This is a genomic window from Endozoicomonas elysicola (assembly GCF_000710775.1).
In the GTDB taxonomy this organism is placed as follows: Bacteria; Pseudomonadota; Gammaproteobacteria; order Pseudomonadales; family Endozoicomonadaceae; genus Endozoicomonas; species Endozoicomonas elysicola.
In genome coordinates this window covers 2,666,321-2,683,177 of the sequence record NZ_JOJP01000001.1, presented here as the reverse complement: position 1 = coordinate 2,683,177, position 16,857 = coordinate 2,666,321, and the positions used below count along the sequence as shown (strand labels likewise).

Genomic DNA, 16,857 nt, shown 5'->3' with positions numbered 1-16,857 from the left:
AGAACGGAATTGATTTTAGACATTTATAAAATGACAGTGCCTGACTTATAAATAATACCATCAACAAACAACTTCGCCATAGTATATATAGTCTGCATTGGGTTAGCTCCACAGGACGTCGGAAAAATACTGCCATCAACAATGTATAGGTTTGAAATTTCCTGGCCAGACTTCTGATTCCAAACCCTGAAGTTTTTTGATACTACCGATGTTTGAGCATTACTCCCCATCTTATTACTGGCCTGCAAGTGGGCAGAGGAAATAAAGTTCTGATTGGGTATAAATTTCATATTGCTCACCGCCTCCTCCACTTGAGTGATATCCGAGAGGGAAAGGTATACTGATTCATTCGTCAGCACTGGCTCACTGGAAAGCAGTTCAACTTTTTTAGCCGATGCCTTAAATGCAATTCTAAGACCTGTTTTCAACCCTTCTTTAAATCGCTTTATTGAGTCATTGCTGAATGAATAAGCAATGTCAACGCTGTCTGTTTCGGGGTTGATAAAAATGCGGTTTTTTTCTTCTGGCTCATCCACCAGCATCACACCAAACCCGCCATAATGGGCAAAGTTCTCTGTCATGCTGAAGATCTGTTGACCACTTCCTGGGTGCAACAGAGCACCAAAGTCTGCATCCGCGGCCATGGCTTCAAAAAAATACCCATCTTCAACTCTTTTTGATGGCACATAAACAGAAGCGGAAATACCCTCATGGTTGTTTACCGGAAATGGAAAATACGCTGGGATTCCCATAGAGGGGTGGAGCACAACGCCCTTCCCCGCCCAGGTATGGCCGGGAAAACTTCGCAACATAATTTCGGCCGAGCCCAGACTACCCGCTGATAAAATAACATTTCTGGATCGAATAACTGCCGTTTCGCCAGCTTCTGCATAAAACCGGTTCGGGTCATTCACGACATGGCTGGCATCCCATTCCTGCTGGAACTCTATTTCTATTCCTTGTGCAGAATGCCCACTGTTATCCATTAAAAGGGTTGATACACGGGCAGAAGGAATAATAGAGACTCTATTCGGATAAGCCCCTTGCAAAGCAGGGCTTAAAAAAGCATCTACCGCAGATACCTTCAAAATCTCGCCGTCCCCACCACCGGGCACTCGAGCATTTAAATGATAACGTTCAGGCGTTAACCCCTCCTCCAGAGCCCCTTGATACAGATTCAGATTGTTCTGATTTATTTCTCTACCGGCGGGTTTCCGTGTACCTAGCTTTTCCACAACCCACTGATAAGTAGCCTCTACCCGTAAGTCATTAAACAGGTCTTTCCTGACCCAGTCATTCTCCATCCACTGGTGCAACCGTTTCTCTATCGCCGGCAGTCTGGGAGAAAAGGCCAGATCAACATTCACTGTCGTTCCGCCACCAACCGCCTGACCGTTGCGCACGACAATACCGCCATCGCTGGTCGTTCTCAGGTTTGCAGATTCAATAAGCTCTCCTGAAGATGTCGTATCCCGGCTACCGGGCTTGACGAAAGGCCCGGCTTCTACCAAAACAATATTGAGATCCGTTCCTAACCTTGCCAATTCAGAGGCAATAAGCGATCCGGCAGGACCACTGCCAATGATCAGATAATCTATTTCCCCATCCTGATGATTGATAATGCCATTTTTCAGAAACAGTCTTGAGTCAGGAAGCTGATAGTCCACCGCTTTATTGACCACTGATATTTTATCAATCCCTGAGACCCATTCAGAAAGAGACTTCCCATCGGGTAATTTACTGGCGTATGCCAGAGTGATATAGGTTTTACGAAGCTCGAACGCCATTCTTCGAATGTCATTTTCAGGGTGACGCCGTAAGTCCATTAACAGATTTGTCTGTCGGCTATAACTCATCCCCTGAAAACCTGAAGCTAATAGTTCCGGGTATGCTGTTTGTATCTCTTTTGGTAACAAAGAGGCTTCAGAAGTACTCAGGAGTTTAAGTATATCCATAGCCTCTTTATTCTCGCTGATATACCCCCACGACATATCCCTGGCCTGCACTCGCGCCTGTCGAATTTCTTTGGAAAAATTATCCGATTCAGGAAGAAAGTAATTAAGCAAAGCGTAATGAACAGCTCTCAATTCATCTTTATGGATAGTAGCAATTTCAGGGGTTATACCCTGAGCATAGGGAGACTCTGTTGCAGTCAGTTCTACTGCAGAGGCAGTATTGAACAAAAATACCTGAATACATATTAATAGCAATGTGAGGTTTATTCTTAAAGAATGTTGATTACCCATCATGTAGTCACCCAAACTGCAGAGCAAAGATTAATAGTCAAAGATGTGTTTTATGGTAAAACCTTCAAATTCACTGACTCTTCTAACGACATCATTCACTCCAGACAGATCGACCCTGACCATTGATCGTTTGATATTGCTGTCAATCACCGAGTTGACAGAGAACAGTTCTTCACAATCGGCTTGTGTGGGACATAGCGATTCTGATTCGCTGTCTTGAGCTTCAATGGCCAGTACAATCCACCGATTGCCTGCCACCTCTTCAATACGAGCAGAACTCTGAGCCAATTTCAGAAGAATTTCAGTAAATGGCTGATATCTCGGCACATTAACAGCGTAATAATCACCGGATGAAAAAATTACGTCTATTCGATCATCAATATGGTCAAGAACCCTTTCAGGGTCATGAACAATCATGCCGATTGTCTCTACCTCTTCACCATACGTAGATCTTGATCCTGATTTGAGCAAAGGAGCTATATATGACTTCAACCAGAACTCTGCTCGAAATAGAGCAGACTCCCCATCACTCCCGGAATTTTTCTGATTAAATTCCCGGTATTTTTGCTGATAAGGAAAATCATAAAAAGGTGTATGGTTAATATACTCACCATACTCATGTTGAATTTTCGCAATATGTGGGTTGGTATTATTCTTTCGAACCCAAACTTTATCAACAGCACCTTTGACTGCATATTCAGCACCCTGAATAGCACCCAGAAATGCATTCATAAAATTATATCCAATATTCATTTCCCGAGTATTCATAAACGACTGAGCATAGACCCACCAATAGAAACCAATGCTTTTAAAATATGGAAATTGATAGGAACCATTACTCTGTACAAGCCGAGCATAGTCTTGAGCATTCCAGACAATCCACCACTCTGGAACCGTTAATATCGACTGGTCTTCCGGTCTGACATATTGTTTATTTTCCCGACAGTGCTTCTGTACCCTGATTAAATCTGTACCGTGGGTTTTGGTAAAGCGAATCAGTGTATTTCCCGAAGGATCTCCCTCCTGCAACAGTCGTTCTGAATGAGCAGAGAACCCGTGTTTTTCCACAAGGTCAGTCCAGTAGTGCAAAGGTTGAAAATTTCGGTACTCATTCCGTTCTTCTGATAATACTACCCCTGTAGCCAGATTAAACGTCATGTGTGCAAGGTGGACATAGTCCTCATTTATTTCACTCAGGTCATGGTCTCGCAAAATAAAAACACCATTTTTTTTGAGCACCCTATTCAGCGAGGCAAGAAAATGGTCCAGCTTTTCCGCAGGAGTGTGATGCAACCCAACATACATCGTCACCATGTCGAGGCTTTCTGTTGGAATATCCGCCACAGAGATCGGTGAAAAGTTCCGGGAGGGAATAAAGTGAAAATTCTGAAAGAAAGCATCTCTTTTATAATATGAAGTGATATCCAGCGGGCTGGGCTGCTTATCATTCATCACATAGTTTTTTCCCGTGAACCCTCCGGGAAATCTCTCTTTCAATGCACTGATGTATGTACCATCTGTGCCAATTTCAAGATACCCATCAATCTCATGTTTGTCAGGAAGCAGCGCCTTTGTCTGATCTCCCAGCACTTGTCTCTGATGAGCCAGTGCCGACTGGGCCAGCTTCAAAGACTCTAATCTACCGGGTTGAATCTCAGGCATTCGTCTTCCTATTGCTGAATAGATTTGCAGATCACTCCCCCCTGGGTTTTTCATTACTTCCTGATGAATAAGTTCATCCATTTTTCTGGCAGGAATAAAACGCAGCACTTCATGGTAGAAGCTGGAAAACTGCTCTCTTCGGAGCGGGTCAAGGTAGGTAGATGGAAAATGGAAAGAATCCTGAAGACCCACTGCACAGGTAGACAGTAACAGCAGATAAAAAGCTAACCCCTTGTTTTTCAAAACCAGACACCCTGTTCAGAAGCATATTCAAAAAATAAAACTAACGTATGTTTTAAATATCAGTGCTTTTGACCGGGAAGATCGGTAATGGTTCCTTCTGGTTTTGGGAAACCAAGCGTTGCCATACTGAACTACGGAGTATTTATGACTTTATCTTTGGGTGTATTGAATGTAAGGCTTCAAACTCAGCGATGCGAGAGGCCACATTCCACGAAGCTCACGGGCGCTTTAACAGTGCTTTTGAGAAAGCACACATAGAGATGGGAGGGTAGGCTCTGGAAACAGGGTCATTTCAAACGCTGCCTGAACGTTCTCCAGTGAGCGTTACTTACTGGCCATCCAACAAGTTGGTAATGCTCACTGGTTCCAGGGCATAGACCCGATGAAATTTAGCCTTGAACCTCTATAAGACGAGTTGCATGGCCAGTCTCGTCATCCAGTTTTTCAGGGGGGGGAACAGGCTTTCCATCAAATACGGGATAGGACTGCCCTCTAGCCCAACAATAAGTATACATGGTATCACTGGTCACATACTTACCGTCGTTATCCCAGAGGTGAGTACTTGCACCACAATTCGAGCGCTGCTGATAGGTACAGTGCCAGCCACTGCCAGGCGCGGCAGCCCAGATAGAGTTTTCAGAAGCTCCGGGTTGAGAACAGCATAAGTGATGAGAAGGCCAGTCATCAGCGCTGCCGCAATTAGCATTCTCAAATGCCACGGAAAAAGACGACAAACCTATGGTGACAGCGCACATACCTAACGTTTGGCATAACTTCATGTCAAAACTCCTCTGTTTTTGACGTCAAGTAATGCCAGACCATTATAGCCGGTGAAGAGAGAACTCTGCAGGAATAACTTGAATATACATACCCTACGACAACTTCAAAAAAGCTGAATTGCACAAAGGGCAAATGCTCCGGTCATTTCTATAAACAGGCTGATTGTAAAATCATATCCTGATGGGGAATACCATCCTCATCATAAGACTCTCCCAATACCACAAAACCCAGACTCTGATAAAAGCCCACCAGATATGATTGCGCCGACACCAATACCGGTTTATCTATCCAGTGTTGCTGGCAGGTCTTGATTGCCTCCGCCATAATCACCTTGACATATCCCTGCCCCCGGCTGTCAGGATTTACAACGACACGACCAATCGCGGAGCCCTGTTCAAAAGAGATACCAGGAGCCAGGCAGCGGGCATAAGCCAACACCTTACCCTGCTCTTTCAAATAGAGGTGTCTAGTAGACGGTAAAGTATCTTTATCATCCAATTCAGGGTAAGGACATGTCTGTTCAACAACAAAGACATCCACTCGTAGCTTAAGTAGCTGATAGAGCGTATGGACATCCAACTGATCAAATGAGGAATTGATGACAGCCATTGATTCTTACCTCTTTTTTGGGCTCTATCGCACCATCACTGCCGAAGCCGGCTCAACAATCCGATTAAAGGGCGGTAGCGAGTTCATAATCATCTGCCCATAGCGAGCGGTTACCAGACGTCGATCCATAATGGTGATTCGTCCACGATCCTGTTCTGTTCGCAACAAACGACCACTTGCCTGTATCAAACGAATAGCAGCATCCGGTACGGTTATTTCCATAAACGGATTACGGCCCTGAGCTTCCAGCCACTCAGACAGAGCCGCTTCCACCGGATCATCCGGTACAGCAAAAGGAATCTTGGCGATAATCACGTGTTCACAATAGTGCCCTGGTAAATCAATCCCTTCCGCAAGACTGGCCAGACCAAACAGAATACTCACGTTGCCATCATCAATCTGCTGACGATGCTTTTTCAGTAATTCCTGTCGAGAGTAATCGTCTTGCAGCAGTATTTTTTCCTGCCACTCCTTCCCCAGGCCAAAATGCACATCCTTCATCTGCCGACGGGAAGAAAACAGCACCAGCATCCCTTTTGGACGCTCATCTCCCGAGAGCAAATCAGGCAGAAGTTCAATGATCTCTCCGGTATGTTCTTCTGCATTTCGAGGGTCTGATGCCATGGCAGGAATCACCAGAGAAGCCGCCTCATTATGCAGAAAAGGGCTCGGTACCACGATACAACGGGACTCCGCAGGAACTCCGGAACGCATTCGGAAACGGCCAAAACTGCCCAACGCCGCCAACGTCGCCGAAGTAACAATGGTGGCATGGGCTGGATTCCAGAGCGTCTGCCAGAGTGGCATGGATGACATAATCGGGCTGCTGAACACTTCCAGTTCTTCACCAAAAGAACCTTCACTCCATTTCACCCAGCGGGCACAGGGAGGCTCCCCTTCCGGATCTTTCATGGTATAGGTTAGCCAGAGCTGAAAATGGCTTTCCATACGGGACTGCATACCACCAATTTCAGGGTACAGCTGCTCAGCCTGCCAGCGATCAATGCCAGGAACATCCCCATCCATTGCATCGTCGAGCGTTTTTGCCACTTTTTCCAGTAGCCCACTGCATTTACTAAACCCTGCCTTTAATCGTTCAGCCTGCTGACGCAGCGGCTCAGGCACAACCCCTTCCGGGAAACGGTAAAAAGCCACCTGACTTTCACCCTGAGGGGTGAAATGAGTCTTTGGCTCAAACTGAGCGATACTGTGCAACATCTCACGGGTATGGCCAAGGGCATTAACCAGGGCATCAAACTCTGGCTGAATTCGCTCCAGTAGTTCTCCCAGCTCACCGGGCAATGCCTGCTGAGTCAGCACTTTCTGAAGATGACGTCCTGCTTTCTCGAGCCAGCTGGCCGTTCCCTTGACCCGAGACTGGCAGGTAAAGTGGTCAATAGCTTTGTCTGGTAAATGGTGGCCTTCATCAAAAACATAGATAGCATCTTTGGGTTCAGGAAGAATGGCACCACCGCCCAGGGCAAGGTCCGCCAGGACGAGGTCGTGGTTCGCCACCACAACATCGGCGTGCTCGAGATCACCGCGCGCCTTATAGAATGGACACTGTCGAAAATAGCCGCAGCGACGTCCGCTGCACTGGGCATGATCAGTAGTAATGGTGCGCCACTGTTGATCCTCCAGGGCGTCAGGCCAACTGTCCCTGTCCCCTTCCCATTTGGAAGCAGCAAAGGCTTCCAACATACTCTGGTAAAGCGCCAGGGAGGATTGATCGTTTTCCAGAGTAAAGCCGTCGTAGGCAAACATATCCATCAGAGAAGCCGTCGCTTCCTCTTCCTGCAGCAGTCGATCCAGCTTACTGAGGCAAGCGTACCGCCCACGCCCTTTTGCCAGTGTATAAGAAAACTTTAATCCGGTTTTCAGAATAATATCCGGCAGGTCTTTATTGATGACCTGCTCCTGGAGTGTCACGGTGGCAGTGGCAATCACCAGGCGTTTTTTCGCAGCCTGGGCCATCACCACCGAAGGCAGGACATAGCCGACCGTTTTACCGGTGCCCGTACCTGCCTCGATAACGGTCACCGAAGGGTCTGAAATTCTGCGCCCCTCACTGTCGGTTCTGATATCACCAAGTGCCCGGGCAATTTCGGCAATCATCTGCTTCTGCCCCGGCCGGGCCTTTAGCTTCTTACTCTCCAGAAAAGCTGAGTACGCTTTCTGGATGGCTCTTTTCTGGGGTTCATCAAGCACAATGCCAATCGCTCCTGGGAGTTACGGTATCATCAGTAACTCAAAATTAGACGTTATGATTGGATTGTATCGAAATTGGTCAGGCTTCACAGCGGTAGATGCCACTAGGAGCCTGTCGGACTTAACCGACCATAGCGAAAAAAGTCCGACAGGCTCCTAGCCGTTAACAAAGCTGTCCCACTGGAGCTCCACAAGCCCCTGTCCTTCACCAGAAGGACTACCGACCCGAAGCGTCAAAGTCCGATCAGGAAAAGTATCCTGATAGCAGGAAAAGATATCCATTAGCTCTCTGCAGGTTGCAGGCAGAAAACCTTCAATAAAACCAAGCCCCTCTATCATCAAGTATTTAGGCATATTGGAGAGGCGATCATCCATCATTGCCTGATTGATTGCCGTCACACTTGTTCCGGAAGACAGTATGCCCAATTGTTTTTTCAGGCAGGAGACCAACATGGAAACAGTGGAAGCTCCAGACAGATCCAGTAACAGGCATTCACGGCGACGAGACTCAGGAGCTGGCAGCGAATTGGCCAAGGCAATCTCACCACGGTCTATTAGAAATTGTGTCATGACATTTAGATAAGCAACTTCACTCACTGCAAGAAACTCACCCTGATGCCAATGATGAACAGCGACCTGTCCTGGTAATAATCCTGGGCAGATGTCGGAACCTGGATAGCGTACACCACAGTTTCCTTCATCATTAACAAAACCAATTTGCTGTGAGGCAAAGGCTACAAGATGCTGCTCTACTGGCCAGCTCTGCTGAAGGGTCCAATACAGCAAGTCATCAATTTCATCCGCGCTGATTTCCATTAATTTCTAACTGACATCCATTGACTATTTTATGAGTAGGTACATTTACGTAGCGAGAGTAAATACATTTTCACTACTGGTAAATTGATACAGATCAAGAAATAGAAATTATTTTTATAGCCCTTGGGGCATTAGGTTAGAATCGGAGCTCTATTTTAAAAAATCATTTTACCCTCTGTAAAACGGCGTTTTGAGTATCCAACATGCAAGCTGAAACATCGAACTGCCCTTGTGGCTCCGCAAAACCATTCTCGGCGTGTTGTCAGCCATTGATGAATGGCACACTGGCCCCAACTGCAGAGGCATTAATGCGTTCCAGATACACAGCTTATACGCTGCAGAATTTTAAATATCTGATTACCACAACCCATCCCGCACAACAGAGTGCAGTCAAACAACAAAAACTGTATGAGCAATCTGCTCATACACTGTGGCAAAAACTGGAAGTGGTTGATAAAGAATCTGGTGAAGCATCAGACCCGGTAGGTATCGTTGAGTTTAAAGCCTGGTTTAAAGAGTCTCTATCCAGCCCTGAAAAAGTTCACCATGAACGCTCTTCTTTTATGAAAATAGAAGATCGCTGGTACTTTATATACCCCGGAATATCACACACCAAAACGGATGCAGTCGGCAGAAACGATCCTTGCCCATGTGGTAGCGGTAGAAAATATAAAAAGTGCTGCAACCAGACTAACGGATGAAAAACTCGCAATATCATAGGTAGTTACCGATAATCAATAGACAAAAATCAAAGAAAACAACCCTCATACGTGGTACTATCGCCCACCTTAAGCAGATTACTACAGACAACCGTTGTAGTCTGACAGGCAAACCCTACGTCTTTTCTTCAATGATCAGACGATCAGAATCAGTCAGGGGAACGGATAACTCGGAAGAAGTGTCCGGACTGAACATAACAGCCATGAACAAACAGTACGGTTTACTGGCGCACCCATAGCTGGTGTAACCCGCTGCGTATTTCCATGGTACAAAAAGCTCAAATCAAGAGGACTGACAATGACCATTTTTAAAAAACTGGGACTTGCCATTCTAGGGGCCGGTTTCGCAGCCATGACCTCTACGGCTGGCGCAGCCACCACAAATCAACAATTTGTCACCATCGGCACCGGTGGTGTCACTGGCGTCTATTACCCTACCGGTGGTGCTATCTGCCGTCTGGTCAACAAAGGGCGTAAAGAGCATGGCATTCGCTGCTCCGTAGAAAGTACCGGGGGCTCAATTTATAACCTTAACACCATCCGTGCTGGCGAGCTGGATATGGGTATTGTCCAGTCCGACTGGCAATTCCACGCTTATCGCGGCACCAGCGCGTTTGAAAAGCAAGGCGCCAACAAGGATCTTCGGGCCATTTTCTCTGTTCATCCAGAAGCGTTCACCATCCTCGCCAGAAAGGATTCCGGTGTCACACGCTTTGAAGACCTGAAAGGCAAGCGTGTCAACATTGGTAATCCTGGCTCTGGTCAGCGAGGCACAATGGAACAGCTGATGAAAGTGTATGGCTGGAACCATGACTCTTTTTCCCTGGTTTCCGAACTGAAAGCGGCTGAGCATGCCAAAGCACTCTGTGATAACAAGATTGATGCCTTTGTTTATACCGTTGGACACCCTTCCGGCTCCTTCAAAGAAGCGACCACTTCCTGTGATACTGTTCTGGTGACCGTTGCCGGAGATAAAGTCGACAAGCTGATCAAGGACAACCCCTACTATCGCACAGCCACCATCCCGGCCGGCATGTATAAAGGTAACGATCAGGATGTCCAGACCTTCGGTGTAGCAGCAACGTTCGTAAGCTCTACTGAAGCCAGTGAAGAAGCCGTTTACCAGGTCACCAAGGCAGTATTTGAAGACCTCTCTACCTTCAAAAAGCTACACCAGGCATTTGGTACTCTCAAAAAAGAAGAGATGGTTTCTGACGGCCTCAGCATCCCACTTCATGAAGGCGCCAAGCGTTACTACAAAGAAGCTGGCCTGCTCTAAATTGCAACACCTCTCTTGAGAAGGTGTAACAACACCTTCTCTCGAACGCTTTTTCGTCGTTTAGAGTGCTGCCTGAACGCTGAACGACGAAATCTACAGCCCTATCCAATGATGGATCACAGGGCTGAACGGGGAAGCACTGTCGTCTTTATTACCTCACAAGCTTCAAATACTCCACTTCCCCCATTGATTAAATGGCCATAAGCCAATTGATGAAGGATGCATCGTTTCCAAAGGAATAACGCATAACTTCAATGACAACAGGTACATTATGGAAGCAGTCAACAGCGATAAGCTGAACAATTCTTCAACGGCAGACTCTGCAAACTCTGCTGAACAAATGGTAAACCAATCCGAGCAAGGTGGACGTCAGCCTTTAGGCAAATCCAGACTGGTATTATTGGGCACAGCCCTGTGCTGGTCGCTGTTCCAGCTCTGGAATGCCTCACCACTGCCTTATATTTTCAATTTTGGCATTTTCAACGATGGTCAGGCTCGAGCTATACACCTTGCATTTGCTATTTTTCTGGCCTTTATTGCTTTCCCCGCCAGAAAAAAATCGTTTTCCAACCAGGTACCCGTTACCGACTGGCTCTTTGGTCTAACCGGCAGCTTCTGCGCCGCATACCTCTATATTTTTCATCAGGAGCTGGCCACTCGTGCCGGTGCCCCGGTCACCATGGACTTGATCACAGCAGGTGCAGGTATGCTGCTTCTGCTGGAAGCAACCCGTCGAGCGCTTGGGCCTCCACTCATGATCGTTGCCGCGGTCTTTATCACCTATGCCTTTGCCGGCCCCTACATGCCGGACGTTATTGCCCATAAAGGGGCAAGCTTGAATAAGGCACTGTCTCACTTCTGGATTACCACAGAAGGTGTCTTTGGGGTGGCTCTTGGTGTATCCACCAGCTTCGTATTCCTTTTCGTACTGTTTGGTTCACTGCTGGAAAAGGCTGGAGCAGGTAATTATTTTATTCAGGTTGCGTTCTCTCTGTTAGGACACCTCAAAGGTGGGCCAGCCAAAGCAGCGGTGGTATCATCAGGCCTTAGTGGTGTCGTTTCCGGCTCCTCCATTGCTAACGTTGTTACCACCGGAACATTCACCATCCCCCTGATGAAGCGGGTTGGTTTTCCTGCTCATAAAGCCGGTGCTATTGAAGTCGCCGCCTCAACCAATGGACAGCTCACTCCACCCATTATGGGAGCAGCAGCCTTTTTGATGGTTGAGTATGTGGGTATTTCCTACATTGACGTTATTCGTCACGCCCTTTTACCAGCTGCCATTTCCTATATCGCCCTGTTTTACATTGTTCACCTTGAAGCATTAAAAGCAGGAATGCAGGGACTGCCGAGAAGCGTTACCCGTACCAGAACACAAGCCCTGATGTCGTTTACCGGCTCCTTTGCCGGACTCTGTCTGCTGGGCGCTGGCGTTTATTACGGCGTTGGCTGGACACGACAATATATGGGTGAATACGCGCTTTCGATAATCACTCTGACACTGCTTGCCAGCTACCTGATTCTACTGAAAGTGGCGGCCAGACAGCCTGACCTTATCAACAACATTGAAGATGAAATACGCTCCACCCCTGTACCCGGCCCAACCATTAAGCGTGGTCTTTATTATTTGCTGCCATTGGTTGTTCTGCTCTGGTGCCTGACCGTTGAGCGCTACTCTCCGGGACTGTCTGCCTTCTGGGCAACATTGGTTATGGTATTTATTACCTTGACCCATAAGACACTGATCGATATTTTCAGGAAAGAACAGACAACCACTCACCTCAAGGAAGGTTTTCTGGATCTGATTGATGGCATGACCACTGGTGCACGCAATATGATTGGTATCGGGGTTGCCACAGCAACTGCGGGTATCGTCGTCGGTGCGGTTACCCTGACCGGTATTGGCCTGGTCATGACGGAGTTTGTTGAGTGGATTTCAGCCGGCAGTATTATTCTGATGCTGCTCTTTACCGCAATTATCTGCCTTGTGCTGGGTATGGGCCTCCCAACCACGGCAAACTATATCGTGGTCTCCACATTGATGGCTCCGGTGATCGTCACCCTGGGCGCACAACATGGGCTGATTGTTCCACTGATCGCCGTTCATCTGTTTGTTTTCTATTTTGGAATTCTTGCAGACGACACGCCTCCAGTTGGGCTTGCCGCCTTTGCAGCAGCAGCCATTGCACAATCCGATCCTATCAAAACCGGTATTCAGGGCTTCACTTACGATATCCGAACCGCTGTTTTGCCGTTTATGTTTATCTTTAATACAGAGCTACTGCTGATTGGTATCGATAGCATTCCTCAGCTGGTCATTGTCGTTTTTGGTGCCATTGCCGCCATGCTGGTCTTTGCCACAGCGACCCAGGGACACTGGCTGGTGAAAAACCGCTGGTATGAAACGCTGGGCATGTTGTTGATTGCCTTCACGCTGTTCAGACCAGACTTCTGGTGGGACAGGGTTTACCCTCCCTATGAAACCTATGACGGTAATAGTATCGTCACTCAGGTTGAGGCACTGCCTGACCAGGCAAATGCACGGCTTTGGGTTGCAGGCGAAACTCTGGAAGGTAAGCAGGTTAATCAGATGGTTATTCTTCCTGCCGGCAACAAAGCGTCTGCCGAAGAGCGGTTCCGCAATATGGGGCTGGAAGTTCTGATTGATGGTGATAACCTGGTCATTGACATGGTCGACTTTAACAGCGAGGCTCAGAAAGTCGGTATTGATTTCGACTGGCAGATTCAACGCCTTGAAGTCCCTTCCGATCGCCTGCCAAAACAATTGACCTGGATTCCAGCATTCATCCTGTTGCTGTTTATTTTCCTGGGCCAAAGGCGTAGGCAAAGCACCTAACTCTACTCACAGTTTTCAGTCAGCTCTACTGGCTGAAAACTGTTTCTCACCGCATTTTTAATAACTCTTCATCAAGACTCTTTGCCAAAATTTTCCACAAGCTGCCCAATAAAATTCTCCAGCCTGGCAATATCCATATCAGCCGTCAGCGTTAGTAAAAATCCGACAACATCTGCCAGCTCAGCATCACCCTCAAATGCGTGAAGAGCCTGCTCCAGACATTCGAGATCCCCCTGTTCAAAAGCAGAAATAGTGGAATGGGCAAATGCATCCATATGCATGTCTTTGAGCCTTTGCAGCAAAATATCCTCATTCCACTCCGGCTTTGGGGACGCCGTGATGTAATCAATCCCCAGCAGGCATCGAATTTTATCAAACATCAGCCCTGCATCGAGAGGCTTACCAATATATTCATCAAACCCCTGACTTAGTAATCGCTCCCGAGCCTCATGACTGACACTGGCCGTTACAGCCACCACTTTGATTTCAGATTTTCCGGGAAGTTTCCTGACATGCTTGATCGCAGTCACGCCATCCATCACCGGCATGGAGATATCCATCAAAATCAAGTCAAAATCTACTTGTTTCACAGCTTCCAGCGCCTGAAGCCCATTACAAGCTATATCAACTCTGAAGCCGGCAGAATCAAGCAACCCTGCCATCATATCCCGGTTGCTTTCAACATCATCCACAACCAGTACTCGAACCCCATGGCATCGCTCTTCCAAATGGACATAAATCGAACCCGGCAATAGACGCTGGTGTTCTTTCAGAGCTTCAAAGCTGCCCCTGACAAGTGGCAAAGTAAATATAAACCGACTCCCCTTACCCGGCTCACTGGTAACATCAAGCTCTCCTCCCATTGCCGAGACCAACCTTCGGCTGATGGCCAGCCCAAGACCTGAGCCGCCAATCTGAAGCCCCAGATGCACCTGACGAAAAGGCTCAAAAACCTTTTCCAGATCCTCATGAGCAATACCAACTCCGGTGTCACGTACTTCAAAAACGATATCCTTTCGCTCTACAGAAACCCTGCACTCCACCCAGCCTTTGACGGTATATTTAACGCCGTTACTGAGAAGATTCAACAATACCTGTCGAACCTTGATTTCATCCAGCATGACAATTTCCGGCAAAGGACCAATAGGCAGAAGGCGTAACTCAAGCCCCTTGCTAGCAGCTCTCTCCATCAAAATGTTGCGCACCCCCCGTAGCAACTCCATAAGCCTTACCGCAGAGGGATGCAACTCAATCTGACTGGATTCAATTTTGGTTAAATCAAGAATATCGTTAATCAGTGAAAGTAAGTGCTGCCCACTGGCCTCAATAGTATTCAGACTTTTTCTCTGGGCAGAAGATAATGAAAGATTTCTCAGTAATAGCTGAGCATTACCCAGTACACCGTTCAAAGGCGTTCTCAGTTCATGGCTCATATTTGACAGAAAAAGCCCTTTGGCCAGATTGGCTCGCTCAGCCTCCTCCTTAGCCCTCATCAACTCATGCTCGATACGCTTACGCTCAGTGATATCACGAGCCACCATGGAAATAAGCAGACCATCATCGGTTTTCAAGGGATTACTGGTGATCTCTACCGGGAAAACCCGACCTTTACGATCGATTCCTCTGGACTCATAACCCACGAGACATAATTGCTCCCAACTGGCCTTTTCCAGATCTCCAAGCAGAGGATGACCTAACCGGTTTTCCAGTGGCGTAAGCAGGCTCAAGGGCATATTGACAAGGTCTTCCCGGTGGAAGCCAAACAAGTCTTCCGTCCTGCTATTGGCCATACCAATAATACCTTCAGGCGTTGCGATGATCGTAGCATCAGGTGCACTGTCGAGAAGCAGCTTGAATTTTTTGGTATCACTTACCCGGTCGGTAATATCATTCGCCAACCCCTCAACAAGATACTGCTTGCCTGGCAGGTCCCCCATATCACTCCAGAAGATTTCAAGCCTGCGAATACTGCCATTAAGGTGCCTGATATCCAGTTCAAAGGTATCCCCCCATCGCCCCTGCTTGGCCTCCCGAAATTGATCCCGAAAACGAAACTTACTGTCCTGAGTGGCCAGATAACCAATAAGTGGACGAAGAAATTCACTCTGCGAGTAACCCAGTATGGCTTCTATTGAAGGGCTGACATGGGTAACACAACCATCTTTATTGAGATTGAAATAAAAGTAGTTTCCCCTCAATCGCTCAAGCAAATGCCCTATATTACTGGCTCTGGCCTTGTGAAGTGCTTTCTCTCGATCGGCAAGCTTGTTCACCAGCTGCTGAAAGCTTTCCGTTAAACTGCCAATTTCATCTCTACTGATATGGGTAATAACCGGCTTTACCTGACGATAGGTAAAATCATCCATTGCCCGTTTCAGCCGAACAATCGGACGGGTAATTCGTACAGACACCAGGCTGGCACAGGTAAATATCAGTGTCAGGGAGAGTATCATCAACAATGCATTGATCTGCGCCTGATCAATAACAGGTGCAAGCACTGTTTCCCTGGGGGCATAACTGATCATCCACCAGGAAGCCGATTTAATAGGGGCTCCCATCAGCCAATACTCATTTTGCCGAACGGGAACCCACTTATGACGGAAAGCCGGCTCACCCCTTTCAATCAACTCTTCCAGGTCGCTCCACAACCCGGGGGAGCCATAATAAAACTGGCTCTGGTGAATACTGTTTAGCTGATAACGCTTTGGTGTTTCACTGTCCGTCTGAAGGTATTCGCCTGCACCATTAACGATAGAAAAACTGGCATTCCCAGTGGTATTTTCGACCAACTGATTCCTCAAATCAGCAAGATTGATATCCATCCAGAAATAGCCATAAAGGGTGCTTTCTGAAAAAACCGGTACAATATAACTGACTGCCCAGCCTGTATCAGCAGCCCCCCTTGGCGAGGTCCAGAACCCTGTTTTCTGCATACCCTGATTCGCCCACCAGAACTGGGCAGGAAACAAACCGGTATCAACGGTTTCATCCAGCTTGACCTCGCCATCCCCCATATAAGCATGAAAAACATCCCAATGCTGAAAGCTGCTCCCCAGCTTGACATAGGTAAAGCCACGGACAAGAGGATTCCTTTCAACCAGATCACTGAGAAAGTGTTTAATCATGGCGTGATCAGTCACCGGCATCCGGCTCAGCATGTCAGCCATGAAAGAGGTCACTGTCATTAGCTGCTGTGTATGACTGTCAATCTTGCCGGCATTATGCCAAACCTGCTCAATCAACCCTTTAGCTACTGCATCCGTAGCCTGCTTGAGCGAGAAATAGAGGTGGATGCCAAATATCAGGTTGTAAAGAAGCGTGACAGGCACGACAGTAAAAAAAATGATTTTTTTTCTAATGGAAAATTGCACTGGGTTCACTGCACACGGCCACAACGAACGCTAATGATAGACCAGCATTTCAGCAGTGAATGGAGAT

10 protein-coding genes are annotated in these 16,857 nt (G+C 47.3%); 3 read left to right on the top strand and 7 right to left on the bottom strand.

What is annotated here, in order from left to right; genetic code table 11:
• Positions 1 to 23 precede the first annotated feature (23 nt).
• The 6 genes from GV64_RS11500 to GV64_RS11475 all read right to left on the bottom strand — a co-directional run bounded on the left by GV64_RS11500 (position 24) and on the right by GV64_RS11475 (position 8,564).
• Positions 24 to 2,183, bottom strand: a complete 2,160-nt coding sequence (locus tag GV64_RS11500; protein ID WP_020582984.1) for a GMC oxidoreductase — start codon at positions 2,181 to 2,183, stop codon at positions 24 to 26.
• 93 nt (positions 2,184 to 2,276) lie between these two features.
• Positions 2,277 to 4,151 carry a class I SAM-dependent methyltransferase gene (locus GV64_RS23795; protein WP_020582983.1) on the bottom strand — a complete coding sequence of 625 codons (1,875 nt, stop codon included), beginning with the start codon at positions 4,149 to 4,151 and terminating at the stop codon, positions 2,277 to 2,279.
• 389 nt (positions 4,152 to 4,540) lie between these two features.
• A complete protein-coding gene (locus GV64_RS11490) occupies positions 4,541 to 4,930 on the bottom strand; it encodes a hypothetical protein (protein ID WP_152554029.1) in 390 nt (129 codons plus the stop codon).
• Between the two features lie 148 nt (positions 4,931 to 5,078).
• Positions 5,079 to 5,540, bottom strand: a complete 462-nt coding sequence (locus GV64_RS11485) for a GNAT family N-acetyltransferase (RefSeq protein ID WP_020582981.1) — start codon at positions 5,538 to 5,540, stop codon at positions 5,079 to 5,081.
• Between the two features lie 24 nt (positions 5,541 to 5,564).
• Complete coding sequence (gene dinG / locus GV64_RS11480; RefSeq protein ID WP_020582980.1) at positions 5,565 to 7,748, bottom strand: ATP-dependent DNA helicase DinG; 2,184 nt, start codon at positions 7,746 to 7,748, stop codon at positions 5,565 to 5,567.
• A gap of 156 nt (positions 7,749 to 7,904) precedes the next feature.
• The gene (locus GV64_RS11475) at positions 7,905 to 8,564 is read right to left on the bottom strand and encodes a hypothetical protein (protein ID WP_020582979.1); all 660 of its coding nucleotides are present in this window, start codon (positions 8,562 to 8,564) and stop codon (positions 7,905 to 7,907) included.
• A gap of 203 nt (positions 8,565 to 8,767) precedes the next feature.
• Between GV64_RS11475 and GV64_RS11470 the strand changes: the two genes are divergently transcribed.
• The 3 genes from GV64_RS11470 (at position 8,768) to GV64_RS11460 (ending at position 13,419) form a co-directional block, all read left to right on the top strand.
• The gene (locus GV64_RS11470; RefSeq protein WP_026258313.1) at positions 8,768 to 9,265 is read left to right on the top strand and encodes a YchJ family protein; all 498 of its coding nucleotides are present in this window, start codon (positions 8,768 to 8,770) and stop codon (positions 9,263 to 9,265) included.
• A 316-nt stretch (positions 9,266 to 9,581) separates the two neighbouring features.
• The gene (locus GV64_RS11465; protein ID WP_020582976.1) at positions 9,582 to 10,562 is read left to right on the top strand and encodes a TAXI family TRAP transporter solute-binding subunit; all 981 of its coding nucleotides are present in this window, start codon (positions 9,582 to 9,584) and stop codon (positions 10,560 to 10,562) included.
• Between the two features lie 271 nt (positions 10,563 to 10,833).
• Positions 10,834 to 13,419, top strand: coding sequence for a TRAP transporter permease (locus tag GV64_RS11460; RefSeq protein ID WP_020582975.1), 2,586 nt, complete (start codon positions 10,834 to 10,836; stop codon positions 13,417 to 13,419).
• Between the two features lie 71 nt (positions 13,420 to 13,490).
• On the opposite strand, the gene GV64_RS23790 is transcribed toward GV64_RS11460, so the two are convergent.
• Positions 13,491 to 16,790 carry an ATP-binding protein gene (locus GV64_RS23790; RefSeq protein ID WP_026258311.1) on the bottom strand — a complete coding sequence of 1,100 codons (3,300 nt, stop codon included), beginning with the start codon at positions 16,788 to 16,790 and terminating at the stop codon, positions 13,491 to 13,493.
• Positions 16,791 to 16,857: the final 67 nt, after the last annotated feature.

Bases quoted from the DNA above. Each gene is read 5' to 3' on its own strand.
- GV64_RS11465 (WP_020582976.1), top strand. From the start codon at position 9,582: ATGACCATTTTTAAAAAACTGGGACTTGCCATTCTAGGGGCCGGTTTC.
- GV64_RS11485 (WP_020582981.1), bottom strand. From the start codon at position 5,540: ATGGCTGTCATCAATTCCTCATTTGATCAGTTGGATGTCCATACGCTC.
- GV64_RS11490 (WP_152554029.1), bottom strand. From the start codon at position 4,930: ATGAAGTTATGCCAAACGTTAGGTATGTGCGCTGTCACCATAGGTTTG.
- GV64_RS11475 (WP_020582979.1), bottom strand. From the start codon at position 8,564: ATGGAAATCAGCGCGGATGAAATTGATGACTTGCTGTATTGGACCCTT.
- GV64_RS11460 (WP_020582975.1), top strand. From the start codon at position 10,834: ATGGAAGCAGTCAACAGCGATAAGCTGAACAATTCTTCAACGGCAGAC.
- GV64_RS11470 (WP_026258313.1), top strand. From the start codon at position 8,768: ATGCAAGCTGAAACATCGAACTGCCCTTGTGGCTCCGCAAAACCATTC.